The organism is Pseudomonas sp. P7548, from assembly GCF_013386585.1.
Taxonomy (GTDB): domain Bacteria; phylum Pseudomonadota; class Gammaproteobacteria; order Pseudomonadales; family Pseudomonadaceae; genus Aquipseudomonas.
Genome location: NZ_JACARO010000036.1, coordinates 67582 through 83794, shown reverse-complemented (window position 1 = coordinate 83794; position 16213 = coordinate 67582). Strand labels below are relative to the sequence as shown.

19 protein-coding genes are annotated in these 16213 nt (G+C 60.9%); 5 read left to right on the top strand and 14 right to left on the bottom strand.

Annotation, left to right across the window (positions count from 1 at the left end; all coding sequences use genetic code 11):
• Positions 1-53: 53 nt before the first annotated feature.
• The 9 genes from HX803_RS15105 to ffh form a co-directional block, all read right to left on the bottom strand.
• Entirely contained in the window at positions 54-1358 is a 1305-nt protein-coding gene (locus HX803_RS15105) for a homoserine dehydrogenase (RefSeq protein WP_010207988.1), read from the bottom strand.
• A gap of 129 nt (positions 1359-1487) precedes the next feature.
• A complete protein-coding gene (locus HX803_RS15100; RefSeq protein ID WP_010207987.1) occupies positions 1488-2219 on the bottom strand; it encodes a thioredoxin fold domain-containing protein in 732 nt (243 codons plus the stop codon).
• A 142-nt stretch (positions 2220-2361) separates the two neighbouring features.
• Complete coding sequence (xerD, locus tag HX803_RS15095; RefSeq protein ID WP_178921679.1) at positions 2362-3258, bottom strand: site-specific tyrosine recombinase XerD; 897 nt, start codon at positions 3256-3258, stop codon at positions 2362-2364.
• Positions 3259-3410: 152 nt separating this feature from the next.
• On the bottom strand, positions 3411-3824 hold the full coding sequence (locus tag HX803_RS15090) for an acyl-CoA thioesterase (RefSeq protein ID WP_003193963.1): 414 nt from the start codon (positions 3822-3824) through the stop codon (positions 3411-3413).
• Between the two features lie 81 nt (positions 3825-3905).
• Complete coding sequence (rplS, locus tag HX803_RS15085; RefSeq protein ID WP_003175895.1) at positions 3906-4256, bottom strand: 50S ribosomal protein L19; 351 nt, start codon at positions 4254-4256, stop codon at positions 3906-3908.
• Positions 4257-4301: 45 nt separating this feature from the next.
• A complete protein-coding gene (trmD, locus tag HX803_RS15080; RefSeq protein WP_024077235.1) occupies positions 4302-5075 on the bottom strand; it encodes a tRNA (guanosine(37)-N1)-methyltransferase TrmD in 774 nt (257 codons plus the stop codon).
• The gene (gene rimM / locus HX803_RS15075; protein ID WP_003175898.1) at positions 5057-5593 is read right to left on the bottom strand and encodes a ribosome maturation factor RimM; all 537 of its coding nucleotides are present in this window, start codon (positions 5591-5593) and stop codon (positions 5057-5059) included. Before rimM ends, trmD begins: the two co-directional genes overlap by 19 nt.
• 5 nt (positions 5594-5598) lie before the next feature.
• On the bottom strand, positions 5599-5850 hold the full coding sequence (rpsP, locus tag HX803_RS15070) for a 30S ribosomal protein S16 (protein ID WP_003209587.1): 252 nt from the start codon (positions 5848-5850) through the stop codon (positions 5599-5601).
• 250 nt (positions 5851-6100) lie between these two features.
• Positions 6101-7477, bottom strand: coding sequence for a signal recognition particle protein (ffh, locus tag HX803_RS15065; RefSeq protein ID WP_003193965.1), 1377 nt, complete (start codon positions 7475-7477; stop codon positions 6101-6103).
• 219 nt (positions 7478-7696) lie between these two features.
• On the opposite strand from ffh, the gene HX803_RS15060 reads away from it, so the two are divergent.
• From HX803_RS15060 to HX803_RS15050, 3 genes are all read left to right on the top strand, one after another.
• The gene (locus HX803_RS15060) at positions 7697-8509 is read left to right on the top strand and encodes an inner membrane protein YpjD (RefSeq protein ID WP_372339912.1); all 813 of its coding nucleotides are present in this window, start codon (positions 7697-7699) and stop codon (positions 8507-8509) included.
• Between the two features lie 12 nt (positions 8510-8521).
• Positions 8522-9760 carry a transporter associated domain-containing protein gene (locus tag HX803_RS15055; RefSeq protein WP_178921675.1) on the top strand — a complete coding sequence of 413 codons (1239 nt, stop codon included), beginning with the start codon at positions 8522-8524 and terminating at the stop codon, positions 9758-9760.
• Between the two features lie 356 nt (positions 9761-10116).
• On the top strand, positions 10117-11427 hold the full coding sequence (locus HX803_RS15050; RefSeq protein ID WP_178921673.1) for an MFS transporter: 1311 nt from the start codon (positions 10117-10119) through the stop codon (positions 11425-11427).
• Positions 11428-11532: 105 nt separating this feature from the next.
• On the opposite strand, the gene purT is transcribed toward HX803_RS15050, so the two are convergent.
• The 5 genes from purT to HX803_RS15025 form a co-directional block, all read right to left on the bottom strand.
• A complete protein-coding gene (gene purT, locus HX803_RS15045) occupies positions 11533-12714 on the bottom strand; it encodes a formate-dependent phosphoribosylglycinamide formyltransferase (RefSeq protein WP_178921671.1) in 1182 nt (393 codons plus the stop codon).
• Between the two features lie 69 nt (positions 12715-12783).
• Positions 12784-13251 (bottom strand): VUT family protein, encoded by a 468-nt coding sequence (locus HX803_RS15040; protein WP_178921670.1) that lies wholly within the window; start codon positions 13249-13251, stop codon positions 12784-12786.
• A gap of 165 nt (positions 13252-13416) precedes the next feature.
• Complete coding sequence (locus HX803_RS15035) at positions 13417-13632, bottom strand: DUF1289 domain-containing protein (RefSeq protein WP_178921668.1); 216 nt, start codon at positions 13630-13632, stop codon at positions 13417-13419.
• On the bottom strand, positions 13629-14153 hold the full coding sequence (locus HX803_RS15030; RefSeq protein WP_178921665.1) for a gamma carbonic anhydrase family protein: 525 nt from the start codon (positions 14151-14153) through the stop codon (positions 13629-13631). Before HX803_RS15030 ends, HX803_RS15035 begins: the two co-directional genes overlap by 4 nt.
• Positions 14154-14188: 35 nt before the next feature.
• The gene (locus HX803_RS15025) at positions 14189-14791 is read right to left on the bottom strand and encodes a CoA pyrophosphatase (RefSeq protein WP_016971944.1); all 603 of its coding nucleotides are present in this window, start codon (positions 14789-14791) and stop codon (positions 14189-14191) included.
• A 146-nt stretch (positions 14792-14937) separates the two neighbouring features.
• Here HX803_RS15025 and HX803_RS15020 point away from each other — a divergent pair, with 146 nt between their 5' ends.
• Positions 14938-15486 carry an NUDIX hydrolase gene (locus HX803_RS15020; RefSeq protein WP_176994392.1) on the top strand — a complete coding sequence of 183 codons (549 nt, stop codon included), beginning with the start codon at positions 14938-14940 and terminating at the stop codon, positions 15484-15486.
• 28 nt (positions 15487-15514) lie between these two features.
• Complete coding sequence (locus tag HX803_RS15015; protein WP_178921663.1) at positions 15515-16018, top strand: murein L,D-transpeptidase family protein; 504 nt, start codon at positions 15515-15517, stop codon at positions 16016-16018.
• Positions 16019-16213 lie beyond the last annotated feature (195 nt).

Sequence of the window (16213 nt, the reverse complement as noted above, 5' to 3'; positions counted from 1 at the left end):
GAGCATTCTTGAACAAGGGCCGCCGAACCTGCGGGGCCCTTGCAGCAAAACCATTAGTTCAGGTGTTCGACGCGGATCCGCACCACCGGGCCGACCACGCCTTGAAGGGCTTCCAGGGCGGCGATGGCATCGTTGATGTGCTGCTCGAGCACGCGGTGGGTCAGCAGGATCATCGGCACCTGGCCGTTTTGCTCCTCGACTTCCTTCTGCATGATCGATTCGATGTTGATACCACGCTCCGACAGAATGCTGGCCACCTGGGCCAACACGCCCGGGTGATCCTGGGCCTGGATGCGCAGGTAGTAGGCGCTCTCGCAAGCTTCGATCGGCAGGATCGGATGGGCCGACAGCGAGTCCGGCTGGAAGGCCAGGTGCGGCACGCGGTTTTCCGGGTCGCTGGTCATGGCGCGGACCACGTCCACCAGGTCAGCGATGACCGAGGAAGCCGTTGGCTCCATGCCGGCGCCGGCGCCGTAGAACAGGGTCGAACCTGCCGCATCACCGTTGACCATCACCGCGTTCATCACGCCATTGACGTTGGCGATCAGGCGGTCGGCCGGGATCAGCGTCGGGTGCACACGCAGTTCGATACCCGCCGGTGTGCTGCGCGCCACGCCCAGGTGCTTGATCCGGTAGCCCAGCGCTTCGGCGTAGTTCACATCGGCAGTGGTCAGTTTGGTGATGCCTTCGGTGTAGGCCTTGTCGAACTGCAGCGGAATACCAAAGGCGATGGAGGCCAGGATGGTCAGCTTGTGCGCAGCGTCGATGCCTTCCACGTCGAAGGTCGGGTCGGCTTCGGCGTAACCCAGGGCCTGGGCTTCGGCCAGCACGTCTTCGAAGGTACGGCCCTTCTCGCGCATTTCGGTGAGGATGAAGTTGCCGGTGCCGTTGATGATCCCGGCCACCCAGTTGATACGGTTGGCGGACAGGCCTTCACGGATCGCCTTGATCACCGGGATGCCACCGGCCACGGCGGCTTCGAACGCCACGATCACGCCCTTCTCGCGGGCCTTGGCGAAGATCTCGTTGCCGTGCACGGCGATCAGCGCCTTGTTGGCGGTGACCACGTGCTTGCCGTTCTCGATGGCCTTGAGCACCAACTCACGGGCCACGGTATAACCGCCGACCAGTTCGATGACGATATCGATCTCAGGGTTGGTGGCAACGGCGAACACATCGTTGGTAATCGCAATACCGGTCGTTTCGAACTGAGGTTTTGGCGAACGTGTGGCAATTTGTGCCACTTCAATCCCGCGACCTGCACGGCGGGAAATTTCCTCAGCGTTACGCTGAAGTACGTTAAAGGTGCCGCCACCGACGGTCCCCAACCCACAGATGCCTACTTTGACCGGTTTCACTGAAGAACTCCCCATGAAACGGCCGACGCTAGGTCGGCCGTGGAAAACAGCCGCACGACTGCGGCTTTCAATTAGTGGCCCGCCGACTCATCAGCGGGCCATGATCGTCAAAGGTTCGACGATGCTGGTTTATTTGGCACTCAGCGCCAGTTTGGCAACTTGTGGTGCCGGCTGGTAGCCCGGAATCACCTGGCCGTCCGCCAAAACGATGGCCGGTGTACCGTTCACACCAATGGACTGGCCCAGGGCGAACTGCTTGGAAACCGGGTTGGCGCATTTGGCTGCCTTGATTTCCTTGCCATCGACCATCTTGTCCATGGCGGCCTTTTTGTCGGCCGAGCACCACACGGCTTGCAGCTGCTCATCACCCGGCGAGCCCAGGCCCTGGCGCGGGAATGCTACGTAGCGCACTTCCACGCCCAGCTTGTTCAGCGCAGGCACTTCGGCGTGCAGCTTGTGGCAGTACGGGCAGGTGGTGTCGGTGAACACGGTGATGTGGGTCTTGGTCTCGCCAATGGCCGGGTAAACCACGGTTTCAGCCACCGGAATGCCGTTGATCAGCTTGGACACGCCCAGGCGCTCGGCTTTCTCGGTCAGGTTGACCGGCTTGCCGTCCTTCAACTGGAACAGGTAGCCCTGGACGATGTACTGGCCGTCGGCACTGGCGTACAGCACACGGCTGCCCTTGAGCTTGACTTCATACAGGCCGGCCATGGGGCTGGCGCTGATGCTTTCGATCGGGGTGTCGAGCTGCAGGTTGGCCAGGCTCTTGCGAATGGTCTGCTCGGCGGCGTCATCGGCGAACGCAAAGGTGGAAACCAACGCAATGGCTGCGGCGGCAATAATCTGGGTCAAGCGCATGGGAACTCCTGAAGGCAGATGCAGGGACGGAAGCAGTCGCGCCGATGTGGAAACCCGGGCATGGGCCGTCCCCTTTGCTAACCGGCAAAGCCTACCACAGTTGGGCCGCAGGGCAGCCCGTGACGGGATAAATTGGCGGTTTTCAGCCTCGCGGGTGATGTTTGGCGTGCATATCCTGCAAACGTGCACGCGCCACGTGGGTATAGATCTGGGTTGTGGATAAATCGCTGTGGCCCAGCAGCATCTGGACTACACGTAAATCCGCACCGTGGTTGAGCAAATGCGTGGCAAAGGCATGGCGCAACGTGTGGGGCGACAGTGCCTTGCCGATCCCGGCGACCTTGGCCTGGTGCTTGATGCGGTGCCAGAAGGTCTGGCGCGTCATCTGCTCGCCGCGCAGGCTTGGAAACAGTACATCACTGGGGCGTCCTCCCAGCAGTTCGCTACGTGCCTCCCGCATATAGCGCTCCACCCACACAATCGCCTCCTCGCCCATCGGCACCAAACGCTCCTTGCTGCCCTTGCCCATCACCCGCAATACGCCCTGGCGCAAGTTGACTTGCTCCAGAGTCAGGCTGATCAGCTCGGTGACGCGCAGGCCGCAGGCGTAGAGCACTTCGAGCATGGCGCGATCACGTTGGCCGATGGCTTCGCTCAGGTCGGGGGCAGCGAGCAAAGCGTCCACATCGGCTTCCGACAGGGATTTGGGCAGCGGCCTGCCGAGCTGCGGCATATCGACTTGCAGGGTGGGGTCGAGGGCGATCAGCTTTTCTCGCAACAAATAGCGAAAGAAGCCACGCACACCAGAGAGGAATCGCGCAGTGGAGCGGGGTTTGTAGTTCTGCTCCAGGCGCCAGGCCAGGTGATCGAGGATCAGCTCGCGGCCTGCGTTGACCAGTTCGAGGTTCTTTTCCTGCAGCCAGCCGTTGAACAAGGCCAGGTCGCTGCGGTAGGCCTGGCGGGTGTTGTCGGACAGGCCTTTTTCCAGCCAGAGGGCGTCTAGGAAGCGGTCGATCAAAGGGTGGTCAATGGCGGGCATGGGAGCTCAGGCAGTTTTCTGTAGTGTCTGTTAGATCCTATCGCAGGCAAGCCAGCTCCCACAGGGGTTTTGTGTCAGGGCGCTGATATGTGCCCGACACCGATCAAATGTGGGAGCTGGCTTGCCTGCGATGGCCGCGGCTCGGTCCAGGATCAGTCTACAAACCCAGGCAGCACCGGCACCGGCCGCTTGTCGGCATCGATGGCCACAAAGCTGAACACCCCCTGGATCGCCTTCTCGCGACCGTCGGCACTCATACTCTCAACAAACACTTCCACTTCAACCTTGAGGCTGGTGTTGCCGACCTTGATCACCCGGCCGATCAGCTCAACGATGGAGCCGGCAGGGATCGCGTGGTTGAAGTCGATACGGTCGGTAGACACCGTCACCAACGGCAACCGGCAAAAACGCGTGGCGGTAATGAACGACACTTCGTCCATCCAGGCCAGGGCGGTGCCGCCGAACAGGGTGTTGTGGTGGTTGGTGGTCGGCGGGAACACGGCCTTGGTCACATGGGTGACGGACAGGTCGGTGCGGCGCTGGATTTCTTCAAGGCGGGTGGTCATAAACAGATACCGGGAATGGACAAATTTCAGGCACAAAAAAGCAGCCCGTAGGCTGCTTTTTTCTGCATCGGGAAGCTGGACTTAAGCCAGTTTTTCCTTGATGCGAGCTGCTTTACCGGACAGGTCACGCAGGTAGTACAGCTTGGCTTTACGTACGTCACCGCGACGCTTGACGGCCATGCTGTCGATTTGCGGGCTGTAGGTCTGGAAAGTACGCTCTACGCCAACACCGTTGGAGATTTTACGAACAGTGAAAGCACTGTTCACACCACGGTTACGCTTGGCGATTACCACGCCTTCGAACGCTTGCAGACGCGAACGGTCGCCTTCCTTCACTTTCACCTGAACGACAATGGTGTCGCCCGGGGCAAAGGTAGGGATCTCTTTGGTCATCTGCTCTGCTTCGAGTGCAAGGATGATTTTGTTAGTCATGCTGTGCTCCTAAGGTAAGTCAATGGACCTACCATCGATACGTTGTTAACTATCGTCCCGCGCGAGGATGTATTCCTCGAGCAGCTTCTTCTCTTCTCCAGAAAGCGAGCGGCTTTCCAGAAGATCGGCGCGTCGTTCATAGGTCCGACCAAGGGACTGCTGTAAACGCCAACGCCGGATGTGTGCGTGATTGCCACTTAGCAATACGTCGGGAACACGCTGATCCGCATACACCTCCGGTCGGGTGTAGTGCGGGCAATCCAGCAAACCATCCGTGAAGGAATCTTCCTCCGCGGAGTCCGCATGCCCTAAAGCTCCAGGCAGCAGTCGTGTAACCGCATCTATCAGGACCATCGCCGGCAGCTCGCCGCCAGACAGGACATAGTCCCCAATCGACCACTCTTCATCGACATGAGCTTCAATAAACCGCTCGTCAATGCCTTCATAGCGACCGGCAATCAGGATCAGTGCTTCCTCATTCGCCAGTTCGCGTACCGCCGCCTGTTTCAGCTGACGGCCTTGAGGGGACAGGTAAATTACCTTCGCCTTCTCCCCGGCAGCAGCCTTGGCCTGAACCAACGCGTCTTCCAGGGGCTTGATCTTCATCACCATGCCCGGGCCACCGCCAAATGGGCGATCGTCCACAGTGTGATGTCGATCCGTCGTGTAGTCTCGCGGGTTCCAACAGGTGAGCTGCAAGAGCCCCTGTTTCACCGCCCGACTGGTGATGCCGTACTCGCTGATGGCGGAAAACATCTCGGGAAACAAACTGATCACTTCAATGCGCAAATTAGCCACGCTTAGAAGTCCGCGTCCCATTCCACCTTCATCTCGCCCGCGGCCAGGTCGACGGCCAACACGCATTGCTCGGTATACGGCAACAGGCGTTCGCGATCATCCAGGCTGCCAGCGCAAGGCTTGACCACCATTACATCATTGGCGCCGGTTTCCAGAAGATGATCGATTTTCCCGAGCAATTGCCCCAGTTGATCGATAACCTTCAGACCTTCCAGCTGGTACCAGTAGTACTCGCCGTCGGTCAATTCAGGGAACAGGTTGCGTGGCACGCAGATCTCATAACCAGCCAGAAGACGAGCTTCTTCACGATCATCAAGACCCTTGAGCTTTGCGACCAGGAACTTGTCGCTCCCGCGTCCACTGACCAGCTCGACCTGTTTCACACTACCTTCGCGCTTGAGCGTCCAGGTCTTGTACTGCAACAGGTTTTCAGTCGGATCAGTAAAGGAATACACCTTCACTTCGCCGCGAACGCCATGAACAGAATAAATCTTGCCGATAACGATCAAATCATCAGCAACAGCTGGCGTCGCGTTCATATCGCTCAGGCCGCAGCCTTAGAAGCGTCCTTCAGCAACTGAGCAACGCGCTCAGAAGGTTGTGCACCAACGCTCAGCCAGTAGGCTACGCGCTCTTGGTTCACGGACAGACGAACTTCTTGACCACGAGCGATCGGGTTGAAGAAGCCAACTTGTTCCTTGTGAGAGCCGTCACGTGGGTTGCGGCTGTCAGTTACGGTCAAGTGGTAAAACGGGCGCTTTTTGGAGCCGCCAAGGGCAAGACGGATTGTTAGCATGTGAACATCGTTCCTGTAGTCGGTGCTGCAAATCTAAATGCACAGCGGGCATAGGTGCCCGAAAGGCCGCATATTCTAAGGAATATCCGGACTTTTGCAAATGTCTTTTTCTGGCGCCTATCGGCGTGCCATTCAGATCTGCTATAGAGCCGTCGGTTAAAACGGCGAGTCAGCGCCCGCCAACGGCGGGTTTGCTGGAGATCCCACATCCCTGTGGGTCGGAGCACAAGCGGGCTTGCGCTCGAATTCTTTACATCTTGGGCATGCCGCCGCCGGGCAACATACCGCCCATGCCGCGCATCATCTTGGCCATGCCGCCTTTGGCAGAGAATTTCTTCATCATCTTCTGCATCTGCTTGTGCTGCTTGATCAAGCGGCCGATGTCCTGCACCTGGGTGCCGGAGCCCATGGCGATCCGACGTTTGCGCGAACCGCTGATCAGCTCAGGGTCGCGGCGCTCGGCCGGGGTCATGGAGTTGATGATGGCTTCCATCTGCTTGAACTGCTTCTCTGCCGCGCCTTGGGCATTGCCCATCTGCGCCAGATTCACACCGCCGATGTTCGGCAGCTTGTCCATCAGGCCGCCGAGGCCGCCCATGTTCTTCATTTGTTGCAGCTGGTCGCGGAAGTCTTCGAGGTCGAAGCCCTTGCCCTTCTTCAGCTTCTTGGCCAGCTTGTCGGCCTTGTCTTTGTCAAGCGTGGCTTCGGCCTGCTCGATCAGGCTGAGCACGTCGCCCATGCCGAGGATGCGCGAAGCAATACGCTCAGGGTGGAACGGCTCGAGCGCTTCGCTCTTCTCGCCCATACCGATGAACTTGATTGGCTTGCCGGTGATGGCTCGTACCGACAGCGCGGCACCGCCACGGGCGTCGCCGTCGACCTTGGTCAGGATCACACCGGTGAGCGGCAGCGCATCACCAAACGCCTTGGCGGTGTTGGCCGCATCCTGGCCGGTCATGGCGTCGACCACGAACAGCGTCTCGACCGGGTTGATCGCGGCATGCAGCGCCTTGATCTCGCCCATCATCTCTTCGTCGATGTGCAGGCGACCGGCGGTATCGACGATGACCACGTCGATGAACTTGAGCTTGGCTTCTTTAATAGCAGCGTTGGCGATGTCGACCGGCTTCTGGCTCAGGTCGGACGGGAAGAAGGTCACACCCACTTCGCCTGCCAGCATTTCCAGCTGCTTGATCGCGGCCGGACGGTAGACGTCAGCCGACACCACCATCACGGACTTCTTCTTGCGCTCTTTAAGGAAGCGCGCCAGCTTGCCGGCGGTGGTGGTCTTACCCGCACCTTGCAGACCGGCCATCAATACGACGGCCGGTGGCACGGCGCTGAGGTTCAGGTCTTCGTTCGCTGCGCCCATCAGGCTTTCGAGTTCGGCCTGGACGATCTTCACAAAGGCCTGGCCCGGGGTCAGGCTACGGGACACTTCGGTGCCCACCGCGCGCTCTTTGACCGAGTTGACGAAGTCCTTGACCACAGGCAAGGCCACGTCGGCTTCCAGCAACGCCATGCGCACTTCGCGCAGGGTGTCTTTAATATTGTCCTCGGTCAGCTTGGCCTTGCCGGTGACATGGCGCAGCGTCTGCGAGAGACGGTCAGTCAGATTTTCAAACATGCGCGATCCTTTCAGGCCCTATCATAGACCGAGGTAATGGCGGCCCAGGCTGTGGTAAATCGCTATTAAAAACAGCGCTCGGCGAGCCTGCGGCGTGGGCAGGTCGCGGATTATAGCGAAGACTGCGTCGGTGCACACCCGCTGTCTGTCCCGGGAGTCTTTCGTGGAACGCAGGGGTATGCCAAACTCAGCGCCTTTCGGGCTTGTCTATCAGGATTTATGGTCCCCTTGTCACCCAGTTTGCTACCCAGCCTCGCCGCCGCCATTCTGTACGCCGCTGCGACCCTCTATCAGGGCACTCGTCTGGCCCAAGGCACCAAAGCGGACAAACGTCTGCTGGTGGGCCTTGGCGTCCTCGCCCTGCTGGCCCATGCCACGAGCCTGTTCACCCACCTGATGACACCGGTCGGCCTGGGCCTGGACTTTTTCAGCGCCGCCAGCCTGATCGCTGCCGCCGTCATCGCGCTGACCCTGCTGGCCTGCTACCGCATTCCCGTCGAGAACCTGCTGGTGCTGCTATTCCCACTGGGCATGCTGACGGTACTGCTGGCGCACTTCACCCCGACCGGCACCGTGCAGGTCATCGATGAAGAGCCCGGCATCCTCGCCCACATCCTGCTGTCGATCCTCGCCTACGGCATGTTCACCATCGCGGTGTTCCAGGCGCTGCTCCTGCTGCTGCAGGACCACCAGCTCAAAAACAAACACCCGTCCGGGCTGATCAAGAATTTCCCACCGCTGCAAACCATGGAAAGCCTGCTGTTCGGTTTCCTGTGGGCCGGCTGGACGCTGCTGTCGCTGTCGTTGATCTCCGGCTGGCTGTTCGTCGAAAACCTGTTCGCCCAGCACCTGGTGCACAAGACCCTGCTGGCGTGCCTGGCCTGGGTGGTGTTCAGCGTGCTGCTGTGGGGCCGCAACCGTCTCGGCTGGCGTGGGCACAAGGCGATCCGCTGGACCCTGGCCGGTTTCTGCCTGCTGATGCTGGCCTATTTCGGCAGCAAGCTGGTTCGCGAATACATCCTGCATATCTGACGGGCAGCGATCATGGACAACTTGCCCCTTGGGCCGATGCTCGCCGTAATTGCCTTGCTGGTGTTATGGGCTGCGCTGTTTACTGCCATCGAAGCCGCACAGCAGCACCTGCTGGCCCTGCGCCCCGGTACACGCCAGGGCGACAAGGCCGCCGCCCGCCTGAGCTTTCCGCGCAACAGCCTGATCTTGTGCAACAGCCTGTGCCGCGCCGCCGTGGTGATTCTCTGCACCCTGCTGGCTATCTACGCCTGGGCCCAGAACGGCCCGTGGCTCGGTTGGCTGATCTCCTGCGCGATCCTGCTGATCCTCGCCGACTACCTGCCGCGCACCCTGGCCACCCGCCACCCGCAAGCGGTGCTGGGTTTCGGCAATACACTGCTGGGCGTACCGCTGAAAATCCTTTATCCCTTGGCCTGGCTGCTCAATGGCATCAGCCTATTGTTGCTACGCCCGTTCACGCGCACCTCCGGCGTGGTGAAAAAGAGCGACGAGCCGCTGCCCGAGCATGACGACGAGCCGGAACCCGAAGCCGATGCGGGCCGCACTCCCGGCATGCCCGGTATCCATGCCCTGGACAACATCACCGTCAATGACATCCTGGTGCCGCGCAGCGAAGTGGACGGCATCAACCTGGACGACTCGGTCGAGGACATCATCGAACAACTGCGCACCTCCCAGCGCACGCGCCTGCCGGTGTTCCACAGCGACATCAACCAGGTCGAAGCGGTGCTCAACACCCGGCAGATCCAGCACTTGCTGCCGGATGCCAGCCTGACCAAAGAGGCGTTGCTCGCGGCGTGCCACGAACCCTACTTCGTGCCGGAAAGCACCCCGCTGCAACTGCAATTGCTCAACTTCCACAAGCAGCAACGACGCCTGGGCATGGTGGTGGACGAATACGGCGAAGTGCTGGGCATCGTCACCCTGGAAGACATCCTCGAAGAAATCGTCGGCGAATTCGAAAGCGAGCAGAGTGCAGACAACCCGCACATCGAAGCGCAACCCGACGGCCGCTACATCATCGACGGCGCCGCCTCGATCCGTGAACTGAACAAAAGCCTGGGCTGGCACCTGCCCAGCGATGGCCCCAAGACCCTCAACGGGCTGGTCACCGAAGCACTGGAGACCATCCCCGACTGCGCGGTGTGCCTGAAGATCGGCCGCTACCGCCTGGAAATCCTCGAGACCGAGGACAACCGGGTGAGCAAGGTGCTGATCTGGCACACCAGCCGGATGCCCGTCGCCGCATAAGCTGCTGCCTAAACACATTATCCATGTGAGAGCGGGCTTGCTCGCGAAAGCGGTGGATCAGTTGAAAATGAGCTGACTGACCCAATGCTTTCGCGAGCAAGCCCGCTCCCACATTTTGCCTTGCGGCGTGTCAGCCCACTTGTTGTATGTTCAAACCCCTTCCTATAATCGCTGCGGCTTACCAGAGCCCCGCCCGACCGCGTGCTACCCGCACCCAGCGTGTCCAGGCACTGCCTTACCGTGTCTGACCGGTGTTTGCTCCCATCCCGAGCCGCTCCGCGCACAACCCTGATCCATGGGTGTTCGACCAATAAAAATCCGCGTCCAAACGCGCACTGACCATCAGGGATACCCGCATGAGCACCACCTACAAAGAGGCTGCTACCGCCGCCCCGAGCAACTCGACCGCACGGGTCGCCACGGCGAGCATCGTCGGCACCGCCATCGAGTTCTACGACTTCTACATCTACGCCACCGCCGCCGCGCTGGTGATCGGCCCGGTGTTCTTCCCGCAGACATCCGGCACGGCGCAGATGCTCGCGTCTTTCCTGACCTTCGGCATCGCCTTCATCGCCCGCCCCCTGGGTTCGGCGCTGTTCGGGCACTTCGGCGACCGCATCGGGCGTAAATCCACGCTGGTGGCTTCCTTGCTGCTGATGGGCGTGTGTACAACGCTGATCGGCTTGCTGCCCGGCTATGACAGCATCGGGGCCTGGGCGCCGATCCTGTTGTGCGTGCTGCGCTTCGGCCAGGGCCTGGGCCTGGGTGGCGAATGGGGCGGCGCGGCGCTGCTGGCCACCGAGAATGCCCCCAAGGGCAAACGCGCCTGGTTCGGCATGTTCCCGCAACTGGGCCCATCGATTGGGTTTCTGGCGGCCAACGGCCTGTTCCTGATCCTGGCCATGAGCCTGAGCGATGAGCAGTTTCGCAGCTGGGGCTGGCGCATTCCGTTCATCCTCAGCGCCGCACTGGTGATGGTCGGCCTGTATGCACGCCTGAAGCTGCATGAGACCCCGGTGTTCGCCAATGCCGTCGCCAACGAAGCCCCGGTGAAGGTGCCGCTGGTGGAACTGTTCAGCCAGCATTGGCTGCCGGTCTTGCTGGGCGCGGCATCGATGGTGGTGTGTTATGCGCTGTTCTACATCACCACCGCATTTTCCCTGAGCTACGGCGTGTCGACACTGGGCTACAGCCGCGAGACCTTCCTCGGCCTGCTGTGCTTTGCCGTGTTGTTCATGGGCCTGGCGACACCGCTCGCCGCCTTGGCCAGTGATCGCTATGGGCGCAAGCCGGTGCTGATCGTCGGGGCGGTCCTGGCGATTCTGTCGGGCTTTACCATGGAGCCGCTGCTGACCCATGGCACCACCTGGGCAGTTGCCCTGTTCCTGGCGCTGGAGCTGTTCCTGATGGGCGTGACCTTCGCGCCGATGGGCGCCCTGCTGCCGGAACTGTTCCCGACCCGCGTGCGTTATACCGGCGCTTCGGCGGCGTATAACCTGGGTGGGATCGTGGGAGCCTCGGCGGCACCGTTCTTCGCGACCAAGCTGGTGGCGATGGGTGGGCTGAGTTATGTCGGTGGGTATGTGTCGGCGGCCGCGTTGCTCAGCTTGATAGCTGTGTTGTGCCTGAAAGAAACGCGTAACAACGATTTGAACAAGGTGGCCTGATAGACCGCCTTCGCGAGCAAGCCCGCTCCCACATTCGACCGCATTCCTATTGGATAAATGCGGTCAACTGTGGGAGCGGGCTTGCTCGCGAAGGGCGCGACGCGGTTACAGCTCTACAACAACAGCCTTCGAAGCACGGGTCGCTTTAGCCCGAGCCGCTTCAATCGACTCATCCCGCGCCAACGCCACACCCATGCGGCGCTGACCATTGACTTCCGGTTTGCCAAACAGGCGCAACGCCGTGTCCGGCTCGCTCAAGGCTGCCCCCAGGTTGGCGAACGCGGTCTGGGTCGACTGACCTTCCACCAGGATCACCGCCGAGGCCGAAGGCCCGAACTGACGGATCAATGGGATCGGCAAGCCGAGGATGGCACGTGCATGCAGGGCGAACTGCGACAGGTCCTGGGAAATCAGGGTCACCAAGCCAGTGTCATGCGGGCGCGGCGACACTTCGCTGAACCACACCTGGTCACCCTTGATGAACAGCTCCACGCCAAACAGGCCACGGCCACCCAAAGCTTCAGTCACCGCCTTGGCAACGCGCTCGGACTCAGCCAGGGCAATCGGGCTCATGGCCTGAGGCTGCCAGGATTCCTGGTAGTCGCCCTTCTCCTGACGGTGGCCAACCGGCGCGCAGAAAGTGGTGCCGCCGATGTGGCGCACGGTCAGCAGGGTGATTTCGTAGTCGAAGTCGATAAAGCCTTCGATGATCACCCGGCCTTTACCGGCACGGCCGCCTTCCTGGGCGTAGTCCCAGGCTTTTTGCACATCGTCGACACTGCGCAGCAGGCTCTGGCCCTTGCCCGACGAACTCATCACCGGTTTGACCACACACGGGAAGCCCAGGTCTTTCACGGCCTTGCTGTAGTCTTCGAAGGTGTCGGCGAAGTGGTACGGCGACGTCGGCAGGTCCAGCTCTTCGGCGGCCAGGCGGCGGATGCCTTCGCGGTTCATGGTCAGCGAAGTGGCGCGGGCGGTCGGGATCACGGTGAAGCCTTCGGCTTCCAGTTCCACCAGGGTGGCGGTGGCGATGGCTTCGATTTCCGGCACGATGAAGTGCGGCTTCTCGGCTTCGATCACGGCACGCAGGGCGGCGCCGTCGAGCATGTTGATCACGTGGCTACGGTGCGCCACCTGCATGGCCGGCGCGTTGGCGTAGCGATCCACGGCAATCACTTCAACACCCAGGCGTTGCAGTTCGATTACCACTTCCTTGCCCAGCTCACCGCAGCCACACAGCAAAACGCGGGTCGCGGTTGGCGACAATGGAGTTCCGATTCGGGTCATCTCAGGTCCTCAGGGGAGCGGATCATTGGGAGAAAGGCCGGCATTTTACATGAACTGTAGGAATTGGCCTCAGTTGGCGAGGGCCCGCTTGCGGATACGCCAGGCCATGACCAGCCACACCACCGTGACCCCGGCGAATTTGGACACCAATGCAGTACCGGCCACCGCAGGCGTCAGCGCGCCGATCAGGCCGAAGAAGATAAAGGTGTCGAGGGGAATGCTCAGCGCAGAACTTATCCACAGGCGGTCGTGGAGCGGGCGCTTGGTGATGCTGAACACCAGCCAGTCGATGCACTCGGACACGGCGAAGGCCGTGGCGCTGGCCAGGGCAATGGCCGGGTCGGACGTGACATACGACAGCACCAGCGCCGCCAGCATCGCGACGATTGCGCCGTGGCCGAAGCGGGTTTGCACCATGTCCCGCAGGATGAAGACCAGGCCACCCCAGGCGGACCAGATGACGTCCAGGTGCGGAGCGGTGGAGAAGGCGAAGTTGATCAGCACGACGCTGCTGATGTAGGCGATCAGGAAGAGCATGGGAGTGTGGGCCTGTGGGTGATGCCGCACAGGGTACTTCACAATTAGAAATATGTCGTCCGGGCGGGCCTCATCGCAGGCAAGCCAGCTCCCACATTTGAACCGCATTCCAACAGGATAAACGCGGTCAACTGTGGGAGCGGGCTTGCTCGCGAAAGCGAACTATCAGGCGCCCGATTTCCCAGGAATCATCCACACCAACCCACTCGCCTTCGCCCGCTCATGGCACAACCCCAACACCACCCGGCGCTCGGCGTTGTCCATGCGGCTCCAGCGCGTGATCTCATCCACCGTGCGCTGGCAGCCGGTGCAGATGTCGTCGTCATCCAAGGCGCAAATGCTCACGCACGGCGAGGCGACGGGGCGTTCAATCGGGTTCATTCTTGCTGCTCAGCCAGGTCACGCGCATAGCGCTGCGAGTTGTGCACATAGTGCGCGGCACTCGCTTCCAACATGCGTTTTTGCGCATCGGTCAGCTCACGCACCACTTTGCCCGGCGAGCCCATCACCAGCGAACCGTCAGGGATTTCCTTGCCTTCGCCGATCAGCGAATTGGCGCCGATGATGCAGTGCTTACCGATCTTGGCGCCGTTGAGGATCACCGCGTTGATGCCGATCAGGCTGTAGTCGTCGACAGTGCAACCGTGCAGCATGGCGTTATGGCCGATGGTCACGCCGGTGCCCAGGGTCAGCGGGTAGCCCATGTCGGTGTGCATTACGCTGCCATCCTGCACGTTGCTGTTTTTGCCGATCAGGATCAGTTCATTGTCGCCACGCAATACCGCGTTGAACCAGACATTGGCGCCCTCCTCCAGCTTGACCTTGCCCACCAGCGTGGCATTCGGTGCCACCCAGCTCTGTGGATGAGTCTCGACGCGGGCGTCGCCCAGGCGGTATTTCATGGTTTTTCCTCACGGCTGGCCATTCAAGCGATGGCTTAGATATTGATGAAGCTCTTGGGCGGCTGGTGCAGGCTGATCTTGGCATCGTCATAGAGCAGGTTGATCAGCTCGACGATCATGATTGCCGTCAGGCCCCAGATCTTATATTCGCCGAACCGATAACTGGGCACGTACCAACTGCGGCCCTGGTAATCGATGCGATGGGTATGTTCGCGCGGGTCCTGCCGGAAAAAGTCCAAGGGCACGCTGAAAACGGCCGCGATTTCGGCATCATTGGCCAGGTATTCGACGTAATCGGGGATCACGCCCACATACGGCGTCACGCGGATACCGTGCAGGGAAATCAGAGGACTCAAGGGGCCGATCACCTCGACCAGCCCGGGCGGCAGGCCGATTTCTTCTTCGGCTTCGCGCAGCGCGGTGAAGATCAGGTCCGGGTCTTCGGGGTCACGCCGCCCGCCAGGGAACGCCACTTCGCCACCATGGGTCGACAGGCCACTGGCGCGCAGGGTCAGGATCAGCTCAGGTTCGTCACTGCGGGTAATCGGCACCAGCACGGCGGCCTCGGGGAAACGCCCGTCAGTCTCCAGTGTATGGGGGGTGTGATTGCTTACCCGGCGAAGTAGCTCGTCCAGCATGAGTCATCTCGGTCTGTTGGCTACCTTGCATCATGCACCAAAGCGTGCGGGTGCCCAACCCCAAAACCTTGGCCGTGTCGCGAAACGACAACTTGCAGGGCCCTGCCCGCCAAGCCAAGATAGGCCCACTCTCCAGGAACCCCAGCATGAACTTCTGCAGCCAGTGCGGTAAACCGGTTACCCAGCGCATTCCCGAAGGCGACGGCCGCCTGCGCTACGTGTGTGATCACTGCTCGACCATTCACTACCAGAACCCCAACATCGTCGCCGGCACCGTGCCGGTATGGGGCGACAAAGTGCTGCTGTGCCGCCGCGCCATCGAACCGCGCCTGGGTTACTGGACCCTGCCTGCAGGCTTCATGGAAAACGGCGAGACCGTGGAACAGGCCGCCGCACGCGAAACCCTGGAAGAAGCCTGCGCCCGCGTGCGCAACCTGAGCATCTACACCTTGATCGACGTACCGCACATCAGCCAGGTGCATATCTTCTACCGCGCCGAACTGGTCGACCTCGACTTTGCCGCAGGCCCCGAAAGCCTGGAAGTGAAGCTTTTCGACGAAGCCGACATCCCTTGGTCAGAGCTGGCTTTTCGCACGGTCGGGCGTACCTTAGAATACTTTTTCGCCGACCGTCGGCAGCAGGCGTACCCCGTACGCAGCGAAGCCGTCCCGCCCATGGGCAAGCCCACCCAATAAGAACCCGGCACACAGGGATACCGTTTTAATGCGTCTGTTGCTTGCTCTTATCTGTTTGTCGTTCGCTACCCTGTCTTGCGCCTCCACGGTGGAAATCATCGGCGGCAAGCCCGTCGAGAAAATCCTGGTGCTCAAGTCCGCCCGTCAGTTGCAACTGATCAACGACGGCAAGCCCCTCAAGACCTATCGCATCTCCCTGGGCAAGAACCCCAAGGGCGCCAAGCTGATCGAAGGCGACCGCCGCACGCCAGAAGGCTTCTACTGGATCGACTGGCGCAAGACCAGCGAGCGCTTCAACCTGGCCATGCACATCTCCTACCCCAATATCAGCGACGCCGCCCGCGCCCGCCGCGAAGGCGTGAAGCCGGGCAGCATGATCATGATCCATGGCACCCCCGACACCGAAGACTACCCCGAGCAGTGGTTCCACACCCTGGACTGGACCGACGGTTGTATCGGCATGCGCAACGTCGACATGCGCGAAGTCTGGAACCTGGTCAAGGACGGCACCCTGATCGAGATTCGTCCGTAATCCTCGACCGTTCGTAAAATAATCCAAAAAAAATGCCTGCCTTGTGCGGCGCCTGCCGGTGAATACCAGTTCACCGCGCCGGGCTGCGCTGTTCTGCGCGCAATAAAGACCTCTCTAATACCACTTGATACCAGGCCCCATTACAGCGCCCTGAAACGGCGATTTGCACCGTTTTGGCTGCATTGACATGGTATT

Bases quoted from the DNA above. Each gene is read 5' to 3' on its own strand.
- HX803_RS15100 (WP_010207987.1), bottom strand. From the start codon at position 2,219: ATGCGCTTGACCCAGATTATTGCCGCCGCAGCCATTGCGTTGGTTTCC.
- xerD (WP_178921679.1), bottom strand. From the start codon at position 3,258: ATGCCCGCCATTGACCACCCTTTGATCGACCGCTTCCTAGACGCCCTC.
- HX803_RS15090 (WP_003193963.1), bottom strand. From the start codon at position 3,824: ATGACCACCCGCCTTGAAGAAATCCAGCGCCGCACCGACCTGTCCGTC.
- rplS (WP_003175895.1), bottom strand. From the start codon at position 4,256: ATGACTAACAAAATCATCCTTGCACTCGAAGCAGAGCAGATGACCAAA.
- trmD (WP_024077235.1), bottom strand. From the start codon at position 5,075: ATGGGACGCGGACTTCTAAGCGTGGCTAATTTGCGCATTGAAGTGATC.
- rimM (WP_003175898.1), bottom strand. From the start codon at position 5,593: ATGAACGCGACGCCAGCTGTTGCTGATGATTTGATCGTTATCGGCAAG.
- rpsP (WP_003209587.1), bottom strand. From the start codon at position 5,850: ATGCTAACAATCCGTCTTGCCCTTGGCGGCTCCAAAAAGCGCCCGTTT.
- ffh (WP_003193965.1), bottom strand. From the start codon at position 7,477: ATGTTTGAAAATCTGACTGACCGTCTCTCGCAGACGCTGCGCCATGTC.
- HX803_RS15060 (WP_372339912.1), top strand. From the start codon at position 7,697: ATGGTCCCCTTGTCACCCAGTTTGCTACCCAGCCTCGCCGCCGCCATT.
- HX803_RS15055 (WP_178921675.1), top strand. From the start codon at position 8,522: ATGGACAACTTGCCCCTTGGGCCGATGCTCGCCGTAATTGCCTTGCTG.
- HX803_RS15050 (WP_178921673.1), top strand. From the start codon at position 10,117: ATGAGCACCACCTACAAAGAGGCTGCTACCGCCGCCCCGAGCAACTCG.
- purT (WP_178921671.1), bottom strand. From the start codon at position 12,714: ATGACCCGAATCGGAACTCCATTGTCGCCAACCGCGACCCGCGTTTTG.
- HX803_RS15040 (WP_178921670.1), bottom strand. From the start codon at position 13,251: ATGCTCTTCCTGATCGCCTACATCAGCAGCGTCGTGCTGATCAACTTC.
- HX803_RS15035 (WP_178921668.1), bottom strand. From the start codon at position 13,632: ATGAACCCGATTGAACGCCCCGTCGCCTCGCCGTGCGTGAGCATTTGC.
- HX803_RS15030 (WP_178921665.1), bottom strand. From the start codon at position 14,153: ATGAAATACCGCCTGGGCGACGCCCGCGTCGAGACTCATCCACAGAGC.
- HX803_RS15025 (WP_016971944.1), bottom strand. From the start codon at position 14,791: ATGCTGGACGAGCTACTTCGCCGGGTAAGCAATCACACCCCCCATACA.
- HX803_RS15020 (WP_176994392.1), top strand. From the start codon at position 14,938: ATGAACTTCTGCAGCCAGTGCGGTAAACCGGTTACCCAGCGCATTCCC.
- HX803_RS15015 (WP_178921663.1), top strand. From the start codon at position 15,515: ATGCGTCTGTTGCTTGCTCTTATCTGTTTGTCGTTCGCTACCCTGTCT.